This is a genomic window from Amycolatopsis sp. NPDC098790 (genome assembly GCF_044759945.1).
In the GTDB taxonomy this organism is placed as follows: domain Bacteria; phylum Actinomycetota; class Actinomycetes; order Mycobacteriales; family Pseudonocardiaceae; genus Amycolatopsis.
Map to the genome: position 1 here is coordinate 872289 of NZ_JBIWAI010000003.1, position 15520 is coordinate 887808.

The 15520-nt window shown below is 71.6% G+C and carries 17 protein-coding genes; 12 read left to right on the forward strand and 5 right to left on the reverse strand.

Annotation, left to right across the window (positions count from 1 at the left end):
• Nucleotides 1-4 precede the first annotated feature (4 nt).
• Genes ACIQWX_RS29290 through ACIQWX_RS29300 form a run of 3 tightly spaced genes read left to right on the forward strand, consistent with a single transcriptional unit; the run spans nt 5 to nt 2078 of the window.
• On the forward strand, nt 5-940 hold the full coding sequence (locus tag ACIQWX_RS29290; RefSeq protein WP_400877625.1) for a sugar kinase: 936 nt from the start codon (nt 5-7) through the stop codon (nt 938-940).
• Complete coding sequence (locus ACIQWX_RS29295; RefSeq protein ID WP_400877526.1) at nt 937-1695, forward strand: IclR family transcriptional regulator; 759 nt, start codon at nt 937-939, stop codon at nt 1693-1695. The genes ACIQWX_RS29290 and ACIQWX_RS29295 overlap by 4 nt, the downstream gene beginning before the upstream one ends.
• On the forward strand, nt 1695-2078 hold the full coding sequence (locus ACIQWX_RS29300; RefSeq protein WP_400877528.1) for a RidA family protein: 384 nt from the start codon (nt 1695-1697) through the stop codon (nt 2076-2078). Before ACIQWX_RS29295 ends, ACIQWX_RS29300 begins: the two co-directional genes overlap by 1 nt.
• Nucleotides 2079-2113: 35 nt before the next feature.
• On the opposite strand, the gene ACIQWX_RS29305 is transcribed toward ACIQWX_RS29300, so the two are convergent.
• The 3 genes from ACIQWX_RS29305 to ACIQWX_RS29315 are packed head-to-tail and all read right to left on the reverse strand — an operon-like array spanning nt 2114 to nt 4158.
• Entirely contained in the window at nt 2114-3109 is a 996-nt protein-coding gene (locus tag ACIQWX_RS29305; RefSeq protein ID WP_400877530.1) for a 1-aminocyclopropane-1-carboxylate deaminase, read from the reverse strand.
• On the reverse strand, nt 3106-3741 hold the full coding sequence (locus ACIQWX_RS29310; protein ID WP_400877532.1) for a GntR family transcriptional regulator: 636 nt from the start codon (nt 3739-3741) through the stop codon (nt 3106-3108). Before ACIQWX_RS29310 ends, ACIQWX_RS29305 begins: the two co-directional genes overlap by 4 nt.
• Before the next feature lie 57 nt (nt 3742-3798).
• A complete protein-coding gene (locus ACIQWX_RS29315; RefSeq protein ID WP_400877534.1) occupies nt 3799-4158 on the reverse strand; it encodes a DUF1844 domain-containing protein in 360 nt (119 codons plus the stop codon).
• 197 nt (nt 4159-4355) lie between these two features.
• On the opposite strand from ACIQWX_RS29315, the gene infC reads away from it, so the two are divergent.
• From infC to pheT, 7 genes are all read left to right on the forward strand, one after another.
• Nucleotides 4356-4976 carry a translation initiation factor IF-3 gene (infC, locus tag ACIQWX_RS29320; protein WP_400877536.1) on the forward strand — a complete coding sequence of 207 codons (621 nt, stop codon included), beginning with the start codon at nt 4356-4358 and terminating at the stop codon, nt 4974-4976.
• A gap of 69 nt (nt 4977-5045) precedes the next feature.
• Nucleotides 5046-5240 carry a 50S ribosomal protein L35 gene (gene rpmI / locus ACIQWX_RS29325; RefSeq protein WP_086672342.1) on the forward strand — a complete coding sequence of 65 codons (195 nt, stop codon included), beginning with the start codon at nt 5046-5048 and terminating at the stop codon, nt 5238-5240.
• Nucleotides 5241-5308: 68 nt separating this feature from the next.
• Nucleotides 5309-5683: a 50S ribosomal protein L20 gene (rplT, locus tag ACIQWX_RS29330; protein WP_086672344.1), complete on the forward strand. Its 375-nt coding sequence runs from the start codon at nt 5309-5311 to the stop codon at nt 5681-5683.
• Complete coding sequence (locus ACIQWX_RS29335; protein ID WP_400877627.1) at nt 5680-6495, forward strand: TrmH family RNA methyltransferase; 816 nt, start codon at nt 5680-5682, stop codon at nt 6493-6495. The genes rplT and ACIQWX_RS29335 overlap by 4 nt, the downstream gene beginning before the upstream one ends.
• Before the next feature lie 49 nt (nt 6496-6544).
• On the forward strand, nt 6545-7378 hold the full coding sequence (locus tag ACIQWX_RS29340; RefSeq protein WP_400877539.1) for a DUF6159 family protein: 834 nt from the start codon (nt 6545-6547) through the stop codon (nt 7376-7378).
• Nucleotides 7379-7512: 134 nt separating this feature from the next.
• Complete coding sequence (gene pheS, locus ACIQWX_RS29345) at nt 7513-8574, forward strand: phenylalanine--tRNA ligase subunit alpha (protein WP_400877541.1); 1062 nt, start codon at nt 7513-7515, stop codon at nt 8572-8574.
• A complete protein-coding gene (pheT, locus tag ACIQWX_RS29350) occupies nt 8574-11138 on the forward strand; it encodes a phenylalanine--tRNA ligase subunit beta (protein WP_400877543.1) in 2565 nt (854 codons plus the stop codon). The genes pheS and pheT overlap by 1 nt, the downstream gene beginning before the upstream one ends.
• Before the next feature lie 89 nt (nt 11139-11227).
• On the opposite strand, the gene ACIQWX_RS29355 is transcribed toward pheT, so the two are convergent.
• Nucleotides 11228-11917, reverse strand: a complete 690-nt coding sequence (locus ACIQWX_RS29355) for a DNA alkylation repair protein (protein ID WP_400877545.1) — start codon at nt 11915-11917, stop codon at nt 11228-11230.
• A 193-nt stretch (nt 11918-12110) separates the two neighbouring features.
• On the opposite strand from ACIQWX_RS29355, the gene ACIQWX_RS29360 reads away from it, so the two are divergent.
• Both ACIQWX_RS29360 and ACIQWX_RS29365 read left to right on the forward strand, forming a co-directional pair.
• Nucleotides 12111-13688 (forward strand): alpha/beta hydrolase, encoded by a 1578-nt coding sequence (locus ACIQWX_RS29360; protein WP_400877547.1) that lies wholly within the window; start codon nt 12111-12113, stop codon nt 13686-13688.
• Between the two features lie 200 nt (nt 13689-13888).
• Nucleotides 13889-14386 carry a helix-turn-helix domain containing protein gene (locus ACIQWX_RS29365; protein WP_400877549.1) on the forward strand — a complete coding sequence of 166 codons (498 nt, stop codon included), beginning with the start codon at nt 13889-13891 and terminating at the stop codon, nt 14384-14386.
• 143 nt (nt 14387-14529) lie between these two features.
• Here the strand turns inward: ACIQWX_RS29365 and ACIQWX_RS29370 are convergent, their stop codons facing one another.
• Nucleotides 14530-15486, reverse strand: a complete 957-nt coding sequence (locus ACIQWX_RS29370) for a helix-turn-helix transcriptional regulator (RefSeq protein WP_400877550.1) — start codon at nt 15484-15486, stop codon at nt 14530-14532.
• Nucleotides 15487-15520: the final 34 nt, after the last annotated feature.

Consider the following 15520-nt stretch of genomic DNA (forward strand, 5'->3'; position numbering starts at 1 on the left):
GTCGATGGCGCTGTTCGTGCCCGCCGAGCCCGGCCCGCCGGACGAGGTGAAGCGGTGGCTGCGCACGATCGGCGGCGCCGAGTCGAACGTGGCCTGCAACCTGCCGACGCTGGGGGTGCGCAGCGGCTGGGTGAGCGCGGTCGGGGACGACCCGTTCGGCCGGGCGATGCTGCGGGAGGTCGCGTCCCACGGCGTCGACGTCAGCGCGTGCTTCGTCGACCCGGCGCGCCCGACCGGGCTCTACGTCAAGGAAAGCGGCGCCGGCGGCAGCCCGGTGCGCTACTACCGGGCGGGCTCGGCGGCGTCGGCGATGGGCCCGTCGCTGCTCGACCGGCTCGACCTCGACGGCGTCCGCGTGCTGCACCTGTCCGGGATCACGCCGGCGTTGTCCGACAGCTGCCTCGCGCTCGTCCGGGCTCTTCTGGAAATGCCCCGCGGTGACCGGCTGATCTCGTTCGACGTCAACCTGCGCCCCGCGCTCTGGGCCGGCCGCGACCCGCGCCTGCTCGCCGAACTGGCCGCTCGGGCGGACATCGTCCTGACCGGCGACGACGAGGCCCAGCACGTCTGGGGGACCGGCGATCCCGCCGAGCTGCGGGCGCTGCTGCCGCAGCCGCGCACCCTGGTCGTCAAGCACGGCGAGCGCGGCGCGACGCTGGTCGAAGGCGAGCCGCTGTTCGCGCCCGCGCTCGCCGTCGACGTCGTCGAGCCGGTCGGCGCCGGTGACGCGTTCGCGGCGGGTTTCCTGGCCGCGACCCTGCGCGGCGCGTCGCCGTTGGCGCGGTTGCGCCAGGGGCACCTGCAGGCCGCCGTCACGCTGCTCACCCACGACGACGTCGGGGTGCCCCTGCCGCGTCCGGTGGTGGATAGCCTGCTGGAGGCGGACCCGGACGAGTGGCGTTCGGCCCGGCTGACCGGAGAGGGGCTGGTGCGGACGTGAGCCAAAGTCTGGACCGCGCGTTGACGCTGCTGAATTCGATCGCGAAGGACGCGCGCACCCTCGACGACCTCGCCGAGGAGATCGGCGTGCACAAGTCGACCGTGCTGAGGCTGCTGCGCACGCTCGAGCAGCACCACTTCGTCCGCCGCGAAGGCGCCCGCTACTACCGGCTGGGCAGCGCGATGTTCGACCTGGCCAACCAGGCGCTCGACTCGATCGACGTCCGGCGCAGCGCCCAGCCCGCGCTGGCCGCGCTCAACGCGCGCACCGGCCACACCGTGCACCTGGCCAGCTACGACGACGGCGAGGTCGTCTACATCGACAAGTACGAGGGCCGGCACTCGGTCCGGATGTACTCGCGCGTCGGCAAGAGGGCACCGCTGCACTGCACGGCGGTGGGGAAGGTGCTCGTCGCGGCGATGCCGCAGGCGCGGCGCGAGGAGATCGCGCGGTCGATCGAGTACCCGGTGCTGACGCCGAACACGATCACCTCGGCGCCGGACTTCCTGGCGGAGCTGGACCGCGTCGCCCGGCTCGGGTACGCCGTCGACAACGCCGAGCACGAGGACTTCATCCACTGCATCGCGGCGCCGGTCCGCGGGGCGGACGGCGAAGTGCTGGCCGCCGCGTCGATGTCGGTGCCGAAGGTGCTGCTCGACTACGAAGGCCTGCTCGCGCTGGTGCCGGACCTGCGCGCCGCGACCACGGAAGCTTCCGTCCACAGTGGATGGACGGAGAACGGAAAGGGGCACTGATGAGCAAGACGGCAGTTTCCACCGAGAACGCGCCGAAGCCGCCGGCGAAGTTCTCGCAGGCCGTCCGCAAGGGGAACCTGCTGCAGGTCGCCGGCCAGGTCGCCTTCGACCCGGCCACGAACGCGATCGTCGGCGACGACGTCGTCGGCCAGACGCGGCAGACGTTCAAGAACATCGAGGCCGTGCTGGCGGAGGCGGGCTCGAGCCTCGCCGACGCGATCATGGTCCGGGTGTACCTGACCGACACCGCGCACTTCGCGCCGTTCAACGAGGTCTACGACGAGCTGATCGGCGACGCGCCGCACGCCGCCCGCACGACGGTGTACGTCGGCCTGCCGGGCGAGCTCCTCGTCGAGATCGACGTGCTCTGCGTGCTGGACTGAGCCCGCGGTGGGCCGGGTTTCCCCGGCCCACCGGTTCAGCCGAGGACGCTCGTGTAGCCGTTGAGCGCGGGCTGCCCGCCGAGGTGGGCGTAGAGGACGTTGGAGTCGCGCGCGATCTCGCCGTTCTCGACGAGGTCGATGAGTCCCGCCATCGACTTGCCCTCGTACACCGGGTCGGTGATCATCCCCTCCAGCCGGGCGCACGTTTCGATGGCGTCCACAGTGGACTTGTCCGGGATGCCGTAGACACCGGCGTGGTAGCGGTCGTCCAGCTCGACGTCCGCGATCTCGCCGGCGCCGATCAGTTCGGCGGTGGTGCGTGCGATGCGCGTGACCTGCTCGCGGGTTTCTTCGGGCTTCGCGGAGGCGTCGATGCCGAGGATGCGCCGGTTCTTGTTCCCCGCCACCCCGGCGACCATGCCGCCCTGGGTGCTGCCGGTGACTGAGCAGACGATCACGGTGTCGAAGAAGACGCCGAGTTCTTCCTCCTGCTCCTCGAGTTCGACGACCCAGTTCGCGAACCCGAGCCCGCCCAGCCGGTGGTCCGAGGCGCCGGCCGGGATGGCGTACGGCTTCCCGCCGTTTTCTTCGATCTCGGCGACCGCGTCCTCCCACGCCTGCTTGAAACCGATGCCGAAGCCGGCCTGGACGAGCCGGACGTCCGCGCCGAGGATCCGCGAGAGCTGGATGTTGCCGACCTTGTCGTAGAGCGGGTCGTGCCAGTCGACCCAGCTTTCCTGCACGAGCACGGCTTTGAGCCCGGCCCTCGCCGCGGCGGCCGCGACCTGCCGGGTGTGGTTGGACTGGACGCCGCCGATGGAGACGAGCGTGTCGGCGCCTTCTTTGAGGGCGTCCGCGACGAGGTATTCGAGCTTGCGGGTCTTGTTGCCGCCGTAGGCGAGGCCGGAGTTGACGTCCTCGCGCTTGGCCCAGATCTTCGCGCCGCCGAGGTGCTCGGTGAGCCGTTCGAGCGGGTGCACCGGCGACGGTCCGAACAGCAGGGGGTAGCGGGGGAAGTCGGCGAGGGTCATCGGTCCTCCAGCAGATCGGTCCAGATGGTCGAGATCACGGAGACCGCCGTGCCGGTGTCGCGTGCTTCGAGGGCGTCGATGAGCCGGGCGTGGCGTTCGACGGAGTTCCAGGCGAGCGTCGAGCTGAAGCGGGAGTGTTCGAGCCGGCGCAGCAGCGGGGTGTAGCGGTCGAGGGTCGCGGCGACGGCGGCGTTGCCGGCCAGCCGGACGGGGATGTCGTGCAGTTCGTCGTCGGCCTTGACGGCCGCGGCGATGTCGCGGGCCTCGATGGCTTTCGCGAACCGGTCGTTGGCCGCGCGCATCGCGGCGATGTCGGCGGGCCGGCAGCGGGACGCCGCCTGCCGGACGGCGAACTCGTGCAGCAGCCGGACGATTTCGCGGGCGTCGAGGACGTCGGCCGACCTCATCTCGGCGACCCGGGTGTAGCTCTGCGGCTTGGAGTCGACGAGGCCGTCGTCGGTCAGCCGCAGCAGGGCCTGGCGCACGGGAGCCTTCGACAGGCCGAGCTGGTCGGCGAGGTCGGCGTCGCGCAACGGGGCGCCGGGCGGCAGGGTGCCGTCGACGATCGCGTGGCGGATGCGTTCGTACGCCTTGTCGCGCAGGAGCGGGCGGGTGACCTTTGAGAGACTCACATCTAACATGTTAGTTGCTGGTGGGCTCGCCGGGCAAGAACCCGGGCGAGTGAAAGGTCAGTAGACGGGGCCGGTGTACTTCTCCCCGGGCCCCTGACCGGGGGCGTCGGGGACCGCGGAGGCTTCGCGGAACGCCTTCTGGAGCGACTGCAAACCGTCCCGCAACGGCCCGGCATGCAGCCCCAGGTACTCGGCCGACGCCGTCACGAGCCCGGCCAGAGCGGTGATGAGCCGGCGGGCTTCGTCCAGGTCGCGGTGCGGGGACGTCGCCGGGTCCGCGTCGGCGAGCCCGAGCCGTTCGGCGCCCGCCGAGAGCAGCATCACCGCCGCTCGGCTGATCACCTCCACGCTGGGGATCTCGGCCAGGTGGCGGTCGTCCGGGGAATAGGGGGCCTGTTCGGAGGGTTGATCTGACACGTCTGGTACCCTTCCACGAGCGACCAGCCCTCGAGCGATCGGGGGCGGCAAGTGGAGCCCCGCTCCCACCCGCGTCACCGTACAGGTGGCCGGGTCCGGTCTCGCCCGGACACAGTCCAGGGTGAAGAAGTGTCCTCCGGGACACGATCGGAAACAGAGTGGGCCCCGCGCACCGAATGGTGACCGGGGCCTTCGCTATGTGGGCACCAGGTCGAAACGAGAACAGGAAACATTCCTCGGACCAAGGAGGCCCCATCAGCTCCGAGACACGCATCAACGACCGAATCCGGGTGCCGGAGGTCCGACTCGTCGGGCCCGCCGGTGAACAGGTCGGCATCGTCCGGATCGAGGATGCGCTGCGCCTGGCGCAGGAGAACGATCTCGACCTCGTCGAGGTCGCGCCGCAGGCCCGCCCGCCGGTGTGCAAGCTCATGGACTTCGGCAAGTTCAAGTACGAGAGCGCGCAGAAGGCCCGCGAATCGCGGCGCAACCAGCAGCTGACCGTCATCAAGGAACAGAAGCTGCGCCCCAAGATCGACCAGCACGACTACGAGACCAAGAAGGGTCACGTGTCGCGCTTCCTGGCGGCGGGCAACAAGGTCAAGGTCACGATCATGTTCCGCGGTCGCGAGCAGTCCCGGCCGGAGCTCGGCTACCGGCTGCTGCAGAAGCTCGCCGAAGACGTCACGGAGCTCGGCTTCGTCGAGTCGTCGGCCAAGCAGGACGGTCGCAACATGATCATGGTGCTGGCCCCGCACAAGAACGTGAAGCCGAAGGCGAAGGCCGAGGCGGCCCCCGAGCCGACCACCGACGCGTAAGGCGCCGACCAGCACAGTCAGCGGCTCACCGGAATCTCCGGTGAGCCGCCGCACGAAAGAGGACTCACCATGCCGAAGATGAAGACCCACAGCGGTACGTCCAAGCGGATCCGCGTCACGGGCACGGGCAAGCTGCGCCGCCAGAAGGCCGGCCGCCGCCACCTGATGGAGAAGAAGTCGAACCGCCTCACCCGCCGCCTCGAGGGCACCACCGAGCTGGCGAAGACCGAGGCCGGCCGCGTCAAGCGCCTGCTCGGCATCTGATCCCCCAGAACTTGCTGTAACCACCCGGGGCGGCCCCCTTCGCCCCCTGAGATCGACAGGATGGACCCGTGGCACGCGTCAAGCGGGCGGTCAACGCCCAGAAGAAGCGTCGCGCAACTCTCGAACTGGCCAGCGGCTACCGCGGCCAGCGTTCGCGGCTGTACCGCAAGGCCAAGGAGCAGACGCTTCACTCGCTCAACTACGCCTACCGGGACCGCCGTGCCCGCAAGGGTGACTTCCGCCAGCTGTGGATCACCCGCATCAACGCGGCGGCCCGCGCGAACGGCGTGACCTACAACCGGTTCATCCAGGGCATCAAGGCCGCGGGTGTCGAGGTCGACCGCAAGATCCTCGCGGACCTCGCCGTCAACGACGCCGCCGCCTTCACCGCGCTGGCCGAGCTCGCCAAGGCCAACGTGAACACCGAAGCGAAGTCGGCCTGACCGGCAGCTTTCCCCGACCCGGGGCGGATCCGTTCACCGAACGGACCCCCCGGGTCGTTGCTGCGCGCAAGCTGACGCGGCGCGCGGAACGCGACAAGACCGGCCGCTTCCTGGCCGAAGGCGCCAACGCCGTCGAAGCCGCGCTCGAGCACGGCACCGTGCACGAGCTGTTCGTCACCGAGCGCGCGGCGGCCCAGCACAATGACCTGGTCGACGCCGCCCGCGCGGCCGGCGTCGCCGTCTCGCCGATCACCGACCGTGCCGCCGACGGCCTGTCGGAAACCGTGACGCCGCAAGGCATCGTGGCCGTCTGCGCCCTGCTGGACCGGCCCCTCGACGAGGCCGTGACGCCCGGCGCCCGGCTCGTCGTGGTGCTCGTCGACGTCGCCGACCCCGGCAACGCGGGCACCGTGATCCGCGTCGCCGACGCGGCGGGCGCCGACGCCGTGGTCCTGGCCGGCGACACCGTCGACCCGCACAACGGCAAGTGCGTCCGCGCCGCCGCCGGCAGCCTCTTCCACCTGCCGATCGCCCGCGTCCGCGACGTCCCGGCCGCCCTCGCCGCCTGCTCGGCCGCGGGCCTGCGCACGTTCGCCGCCCACGGCTACGCCGACGCCGAACTCGATCGGGTGGACCTCGCCGAACCGACGGCTTGGGTCTTCGGCAACGAGGCCCACGGCCTGCCCGCCGACGTCCTCGACCGGACCGACCTCGCCGTCCGGATCCCGCTGTACGGCAAGGCGGAAAGCCTCAACCTCGCCACCGCGGCGGCCGTCTGCGTGTACACGAGCGCGATGGCGGCACGCCGCTGACCAGCCGCTAGGCTGCCCCGGTATCCACTGTGGTCACCTGGGGGGAATCATGGGCAGGCTCGCCCGTTCGTACGCCTTGTTCGTCGCTTCGGTCCGGGTGCTGCGCGCCCACAAGGGCCTCGCGTGGTTCCCGGTGCTCGCCGGGATCGCCGGGCTGCTGGTCGCCGCGGCGTTCCTCACGCCGGCGTTCTTCACCGCCCACGTGCAGACCGGTGACGTCCGGCCCAGTGCCGGCACGTACGTGCTGCTCGGGGCGTTCTACCTCGTCTCGGCGTTCACCACGATCTTCTTCAACGCCGCCCTGATCTCCCAGGCGGACCTCGCGCTGCGCGGCGACGGCGGCGTCCCGGGCGTCGGCGCGGGCCTGGCCGCGGCGGCCCGCCGCTGGCCGGCGCTGCTCGGCTGGGCCGGCCTCACCGCGACGGTCAGCCTGGCGCTGCGCACGATCGAGGAGCGGCTCGGCTTCCTCGGCAGCATCGTCAGCAGCCTGGTCGGCCTGGCCTGGCGGCTCACGACGTTCCTCGTGCTGCCGGTCGTCATGCTCGAAGGCACCGGGGTCCGCGACAGCGTCAAGCGCTCGGTCGAGCTGTTCCGCCGCGCCTGGGGCGAGAACGTCGCCGGCACCGCGGGCCTCGGCCTGATCGGCTTCCTGCTCACGCTGGCCGGGTACGTCGTGTTCCTCGGGGCCGGCTTCCTGCTCGGGGGCACGGCCACCGTGTTCGTCGCGGTCGGCCTGGCGATCGTCTGGACCCTGCTGGTGGCGGTCTTCACCACGACTTTGTCCGGTATCTACCAGACGGCGCTGTACCGCTACGCCGCCGAAGGCGTCGTACCCGGCGAATTCGCGTCGGTCGACTTCGCCGACGCGTTCCGCAGGCGCTGACCGCACGTCCGCGCGGCCCGGGGCGACCGGGGGCGCGCGGACCCGATCCCATAGACTTTTCCCACCTTTGACCTCTCGCGCGCCGCGTGTCCGGCGGTGCGCGCACGACCAGTCCCAGCGGACGCCGAGGAGTTATGTCCGGAGCCAAGGAGAAGGAAGCCCAGGGCGCGGTGCTCGCCCCCGAGACGCTGCTGGAAGCGGTCAAGGCCGCCGAAGCCGCGTTCGCCGCCGCGACCGGGCTCGACGCGCTGGCCGAGGTCAAGCCGGCTCATCTCGGCGACCAGTCCCCGGTGGGCCTGGCCCGCCGGGAGATCGGTGCCCTGCCCAAGCAGGAGAAGGCCGAGGCCGGCAAGCGCGTCAACGAGGCCCGCCAGGCCGTCCAGGCGGCCTTCGACACCCGCCGCGCCGAGCTCCAGGTGGAGCGCGACGAGCGCGTGCTGCGCGAAGAGGCCGTCGACGTCACGCTGCCGTGGAACCGCGTCCCGCGTGGTGCCCGGCACCCGATCAGCACCATCTCCGAGCGCGTCGCGGACGCGTTCGTCGCGATGGGTTACGAGGTCGCCGAAGGCCCCGAGCTCGAAGCCGAGTGGTTCAACTTCGACGCGCTGAACTTCGGCAAGGACCACCCCGCGCGTCAGCTGCAGGACACGTTCTACGTCGGCGAAGAGGACTCCGGCCTGGTGCTGCGCACGCACACCTCGCCGGTGCAGGCCCGCACGCTGCTGCACCGCGACCTGCCGGTGTACGTCGTCTGCCCGGGCCGCACGTACCGCACCGACGAGCTCGACTCGACGCACACCCCGGTGTTCACCCAGGTCGAGGGCCTCGCGGTGGACAAGGGCATCACCATGGCGCACCTGAAGGGCACCCTGGACGCCTTCGCCCGCGCGATGTTCGGCGAGAGCTCCAAGACGCGCCTGCGTCCGCACTTCTTCCCGTTCACCGAGCCGTCCGCCGAGGTGGACGTCTGGTTCGAGGAGAAGAAGGGCGGTCCCGGCTGGGTCGAGTGGGGCGGCTGCGGCATGGTCAACCCGAACGTGCTGCGCGCCTGCGGCGTCGACCCCGAGGTGTACTCGGGCTTCGCCTTCGGCATGGGCATCGAGCGCACCCTGCAGTTCCGCAACGGGATCCCGGACATGCGCGACATGGTGGAGGGCGACGTCCGCTTCACCCTTCCCTTCGGAACGGAGGCGTAGTGCGAGTCCCCGTCAGCTGGCTGACCGAGCACCTCGACATCGGTGCGGAGGTCACGCCGCAGGACCTGGCCGACGCGTTCGTGCGGATCGGGATCGAGGTCGACGACGTCAAGGAGCTCGGGCCGGTGACCGGCCCCCTGGTCGTCGGCCGGGTGGCCGACATCGAAGAGCTGACCGAGTTCAAGAAGCCGATCCGGTTCTGCCGCGTCGACGTCGGGGAAGAGGCCGAAGAGCCCGCTCTCGACGAGGACGACGAAGACGACGAGGAGGAGGAGGACGGCGACTTCGAGGACGAGGGCCCGCACGGCATCCGGACCCGCGGCATCGTCTGCGGCGCGCGCAACTTCGCCGAGGGCGACCTGGTCGTCGTGGCGCTGCCCGGCGCGGTCCTGCCCGGCGACTTCACCATCGCGTCCCGCAAGACGTACGGCCGCGTCAGCGACGGCATGATCTGCTCGGCGCGCGAGCTCGGCCTCGGCGAGGACCACGCCGGCATCCTCGTGCTGCCGTCGGGCGCCGCGAGCCCCGGCGACGACGCCCGCGAGCTGCTCGGCCTCGACGACACCGTGCTCGAGCTGGCGCCGACCCCGGACCGCGGCTACGCGCTGTCGGTCCGCGGCCTCGCGCGCGAGCTGTCGAACGCGCTGGACGTGCCCTTCGGCGACCCGGCGCTGCTGGAGGTCCCGGGGGCCGAGGGCGACGCCTGGCCGGTCCACGTCGAGGACCCGGACGGCTGCCCGCGCTTCGTGTTGCGGCGGGTCACCGGCCTGGACGCGACGGCGCCGACCCCGTGGTGGATGCGGCGGCGGCTGATGCTGGCGGGCATCCGGTCCATCTCCCTGGCCGTCGACGTCACCAACTACGTGATGCTCGAGCTCGGGCACCCGCTGCACGCGTTCGCCACCAAGGCCATCCAGGGCGACCTGGTGGTCCGCCGGGCGAAGCCGGGCGAGAAGCTGACGACGCTGGACGACGTCGAGCGCACCCTCGACCCGGACGACGTGGTCATCGCCGACGACAGCGGCGTCATCTCCCTCGCCGGCACGATGGGTGGCGCGAGCACGGAGATCACGCCGGAGAGCACCGACGTCCTGCTCGAGGCGGCGCACTGGAACCCGGCGGCGATCAGCCGCACCGCGCGGCGGCACAAGCTGTTCTCCGAAGCCGCGAAGCGGTTCGAGCGGTTCACCGACCCGCAGCTGTGCGCGGCGGCGGTCGAGCTGGCCGCCCGGCTGCTGCGCCAGTACGGCGACGCCGCCATCCAGCCCGGCCGCACGGACGAGGGGTCGGTCGAGCCGAACCCGGCCGTCGTGATGCCGATCAACCTGCCCGACAAGGTCGCGGGCGTGAACTACCAGCGCGGGGTCACGGTCCGCCGGCTGTCCCAGATCGGCTGCAAGGTCTCGGTCGGTACGGGCGACGACGGCACCGGCCTGGTCACGGCGATCCCGCCGAGCTGGCGCGGCGACCTGCGCCAGCCCGCCGACCTCGTCGAAGAGGTGCTGCGGCTGGAGGGCTACGACAGCATCCCGTCGACGCTGCCTGCCGCCCCGGCGGGCCGCGGCCTGACCGACGGCCAGCGGCGCGTCCGCGGGGTGTCCCGGGCACTGGCCGAGGCGGGGTACGTCGAGGTCCGCCCGTTCCCGTTCGTCTCCGACGCGGTGTGGGACGCCTTCGGGCTCCCGGCCGACGACGTCCGCCGCAACACCGTCGTGGTCCGCAACCCGCTGGAGGCCGACCGCAACCGCCTGGCCACCACGCTGCTGCCGGGCCTGCTGGACACGCTGCAGCGCAACGTGTCCCGCGGCATGAAGGACGTGGCGCTGTTCCACGTCGGCCAGGTGGTCCTGCCGGCGCCGAACCCGCTGAAGATCCCGGACCTCGGCGTCGACCGGCGGCCGTCGGACGAGGAACTGGCCCTGCTGGAAGCGGCGGTACCCCAGCAGCCGCTGCACGTGGCGGTGGTCCTGGCGGGCCAGCGCACCCGAGCGGGCTGGTGGGGCGCCGGCGAGCAGGCGAACTGGGCCGACGCGGTCGAGGCGGCCCGCACGATCGCCGAGGCGTCGGGCATCGAGCTGACGGTCCAGGCGGCGGACCTCCCGCCGTGGCACCCGGGCCGCTGCGCCCGCCTGCAGGTCGGCGACTGGCCGGTCGGCCACGCGGGCGAGCTGCACCCGAAGGTCGTCGAGGCGCTGGGCCTGCCACCGCGGACGGTGGCGATGGAGCTGGACCTGGACGCGATCCCGCTGCCGGACTCGCGTCCGGCGCCGAGCGTGTCGGGCTACCCGCCGGTGCTGCTGGACGTGGCGCTGGTCGCGGCGGCGGAGGTGCCGTCGGCGGACCTGGCCGCCGTCCTGCGCGAGGGAGCGGGCGAGCTGCTCGAGGACATCACGCTGTTCGACGTGTACGCGGGCGAGCAGGTCGGCGAGGGCAAGAGGTCGCTGGCCTACAAGCTGAGGTTCCGCGCGGCGGACCGGACGCTGACGGTCGACGAGGCGACGAAGGCCCGAGACGCAGCGGTGGCCGCAGCGGGCGAGCGCTTCGAGGCAACGCTGCGCGCGTAGCCACGAGCGAACGCGAGGGAAGTTCGGGAGGGGCCGGGGAACCGGCCCCTCTTCGCGTTGCCGGGCAGCGCTTTGCCCGCTCCCGGCTCTCACCCGATGTGCTTCAGCGCCTCCCGCCGGGACAATCCGGACAACCCCGGGTGATCGTCCACAAAGGACCGCACCCAGTCCGGCGAAGTCTTCGCGTACTCCCGCAGTGCCCACCCGATGCCCTTCCGCAGGAAGAACTCCGGTTCCGCGATCGCCGGTTCGATCGTCCGCGTGAGCAGGTCGGTGTCCGTATCCTCCTTTGCCCCGATCTGGCAGATGATCGCGGTGCGGCGGCGCCAGAGGTCCGCGTCCCCGGCCCAGCTCAGCATGATCGGCGTGACCCCGGCCCGATCGGCGCGCAGGATCGGGCCGATCCGGCGGATCGCCAGCTCGTCCACGTAGTCCCACCAAGCCCCGTCGACGATCATCTCCTCGTACAGCGGCACCAGCTCCCGGTCCTGCCACTGCCGGTAGGCCCGGTGCCCGGAGAGCGCGATGGCCGCGTAGCGCTCTTCGCGGAATTCGGCCGCGCGCCACAACTTCAGCACCGTCGCCGAATACGTCACCCGATCGGGCAGTATGTGGCCGGCCAGAATCCCCTTGAGGAAGGCACTCCGCTCGGGTGAGGCCACCCCGCGGAACGGCATCGCCGACTTCATGTACGCCCGCATAGCCGGCGCCTTCACCGGGTCGGCCAGCCCGGCCAGCCCGGCGCGGATCGCCTTGACCAGCTGTTCGTCCACGCTCATGCGTTCTCCCGTCGCGCTCCGGCGGTCCGCAGCGTACTGCCGGGCACCGACAGTTCCGGTCCTCGGCGACCGGCGCAGGTCCCGACGAAAGACGGATGGCGGAAGTCGCGCCGGTCGACGAGATTGGCGAAGGTTGCCGGTAGTTTCGCCGGAATACGGCGAACTCTGTCCAATGCGGATGAAAAGGACGACTGTGAAGAGAATCGTTGCCGCCGTCGCCGCCGCGGGTCTCGCGGCCGGGCTGATGGCCGCCGCGCCCGCCGCTTCGGCGGACCCCGGGGTGCGGTTCAGCCCCGCGCCGATCGCCTGGGGGCCCTGCGCGTCGGCGAGCCTGAAGGCCGCGGGCGCCGAGTGCGGCTTCCTCGAGGTGCCGATGGACTACGCGAAGCCCGGCGGGGCGAAGGTCTCCGTCGCGGTGTCGCGGATCAAGCACAAGACCCCGCAGTCGCAGGGCATCATGCTGGTGAACCCGGGTGGCCCCGGCGGGTCCGGCCTCGGGCTCTCGGTGCTCGGCAAGTACGTGCCGAACCACGCGGGCGACAACTACGACTGGATCGGCTTCGACCCGCGCGGTGTCGGGTCCAGCAAGCCGGCGATCACCTGCGACGGGAACTACTTCAGCTACAACCGGCCGGCTTACGTGCCGGCCACGCCGGGGCTCGAAAAGACCTGGCTCGACCGCTCGAAGGGCTACGCCGACGCCTGCAAGAAGAACGGCGAGATCCTCGACCACCTGAAGACGACCGACGTCGCGCAGGACATGGACAGCCTGCGCAAGGCGCTGGGCGAGAAGCAGGTCAACTACTACGGCTTCTCCTACGGCACCTACCTCGGCCAGGTGTACAGCACGCTGTACCCGAAGAACGTCCGCCGGATGGTGCTGGACGGCAACGTCGACCCGCGGAAGGTCTGGTACCAGGCCAACCTCGACCAGGACGTCCAGTTCGACAAGAACATCAAGGTCTACTTCGACTGGCTGGCGTCCTACGACGACGTCTACCACCTGGGCAAGACCGGTGCCGCGGTCGAAAAGCTCTGGTACGACACGCAGCGCAAGCTCGCCAAGAACCCCGCCGGCGGCGTGATCGGCGGCGACGAGTGGACCGACATCTTCCTGCAGGCCGGCTACTACGTGTTCGGCTGGGTCGACATGGCCAAGGCCTTCGACGGTTACGTCCACCGGGGTGACTGGCAGACGCTCAAGGGGCTCTACGACGACTCGAACCCGCCCGGCGCCGACAACGGCTTCGCCGTGTACCTGGGCGTGCAGTGCACGGACGTCCAGTGGCCGACGAACTGGAACAAGTGGCGCGCCGACAACTGGCTGACCTACTTCAAGGCCCCGTTCGAGACCTGGGGCAACGCCTGGTTCAACGCGCCCTGCGTGTTCTGGCCGGCCAAGGCGGGCAAGCCGGTGAACATCGACGGCCGCAAGGTCGCCGGCGCGCTGCTGATCAGCGAAGAGCTCGACGCCGCCACGCCGTACGCCGGCAGCATCGAGGTCCGGAAGCGGTACCCGAACTCGAGCCTGATCAGCGCGCCGGGCGGCACGACGCACGCCGGCTCGCTGTCCGGGGTGTCCTGTGTGGACGACAAGATCGCCGACTACCTGGCCACCGGTGCGCTGCCGAAGCGTCAGCCCGGCAACCATTCGGACGTCCAGTGCGACCCGGTGCCGGCGCCGGTGCCCGACGGCGCCGCGGCGCAGAAGTCGGACAGCTCCGCGAAGGCCGTGCAGGAGAAGCACCTGGCACAGCTGCTGCACTTCTGATCGCAAGCCTCCTGAGGTGCCCCGGTCCGGCTCGCCCGGACCGGGGCACCGTCTTGTCCGCCGCTGTCTCATCGTCGCCTCCTGGTGACGGGGTGTGGTCGCCGGAGACGTTAGGGGAGGGGTCCGACAATTTCGCAGCGTTGTCGCCCGTGAGCAGCGCGTGGCCGGAAATTGTCGGGGGTGCGCGCTAGCTTCGCGGCATGTCGATCATCGAAGAGCGCCGGACCGAGGTCCGGGCACAGGACATCACCTACCGGCTCGCGGTCTCCACCAGGACGGACGACGACCGCGCCGAACCGACTCCCCGGGTGATGATCACCCTGGAAGCCGGCGGCCCCGGCGGCGAACCCGTCGCCGAGGGCAGCCTCGACCTGGACGTGGCGGTGGCGGCCAAGGTGGCCGACCTCGTCGCGGACGGGTTGCTGGCCGCGACCGGGGAGGGCCGGGGGCCGCGGCGAAGATCCGCGGGCCGTCCCGCTCAGCAGGGGCGGCCGTGGAACGAGGAGATGGACGCAGAACTGGAGTCCCGGTGGACAGCGGGCGAGAGCGTCGCGGAGATCGCGGCGTACTTCGAGCGCACCCCGGGCGGCATCCGCGCCCGGCTGCCCCGCGTGGGCTGCGACCCAGAGAACCCGGGCTGCTACCTCCCCGTGCCGCCGAGCAGGCGGACGGACCTGGACGGGGGTGAGCCGAGCTGAGGCCCGCGGTGGGCCGGTTCCCGATGAACCGGCCCGCCGCCGGCCCTGCCCAGCGACAGGAGGTAACGCCCATGCTCCATCGGTTCAGCCCGACCCGGCACGCGAGAGGTGCGCCGCGACGACACCGCGCGGCCGAAGACCGGTCATTCCTGCGAGCCTGCCGCCGCGTTGGCGCGGTCCGCGAGCACCTTCAGGTGCGCCACCAGTTCCGGTGGCTCCTCGACGGTGAACGCGCACCCCAGCCCCAGCAACCGGAACGCGAGCCAGTCCAGCGTGTCCGCGTGACTGCGCCACCGGCAACGACCGTCCTCGAGGTCGGTCAGCTCGCCCGTCCCCAGCCGGGGTGCCACCTGCGCTGCCGGTTCCGCCAGGACCGCCACCGCCCGGTACGTCGGCATGAGGTCGTACAGCCGGTCGATCACGTACGCCGCCAGGTCCGTGGCGGGTGGCCGGCGCGGCACCACCCGGCCGCCGGTCGCCTGGGCGTCGCGGACGCGGTCGGCGCGGAAGATGCGCCAGTCCGCCCGGTCCAGGTCGTACGCCACCAGGTACCAGCGGCGCCCGGTGGCGACCAGCCGGAGCGGCTCGGCCCGGCGCCGCGTCTCGGTGCCGTCGTTCGCGCGGTAGCGGAAGCGGACCGTCTCGTGGTTGGTGATCGCGCCGGCGAACACCGTCAGCTGCGCGGGGTCGACAGCCGGTCCCGCGGCCGGCACGGCGACCGTCGCCGTGCCGATCGTGCCCACCCGGCGGCGCAGCCGGGCCGGCAGGACCTGCTCCAGCTTGGCCAGCGCCCGCACGGACGCCTCCTCGATCCCGGCGACGGTCTGCCCCGCGGCCGTCCGCAGCCCCACCGCGATCGCGACGGCCTCGTCGTCCTCGAGCACCAGCGGCGGCATCGCGGTGCCCGCCACGAGCCGGTAGCCGCCCGCGACGCCGCGGCTGGCCTCCACCGGGTAGCCGAGGTCGCGCAGCCGGTCGACGTCCCGGCGGATCGTGCGCGGGCTGACGCCGAGCCGCTCGGCCAGCTCGCTGCCCGGCCACTCGCGCGGGGTCTGGAGCAGCGAAAGCAGGCCGAGCAACCGGGCCGGGGTGTCCGTCATGGGCCCAGCATCCCAAGGTGGCGGGCACCACTCC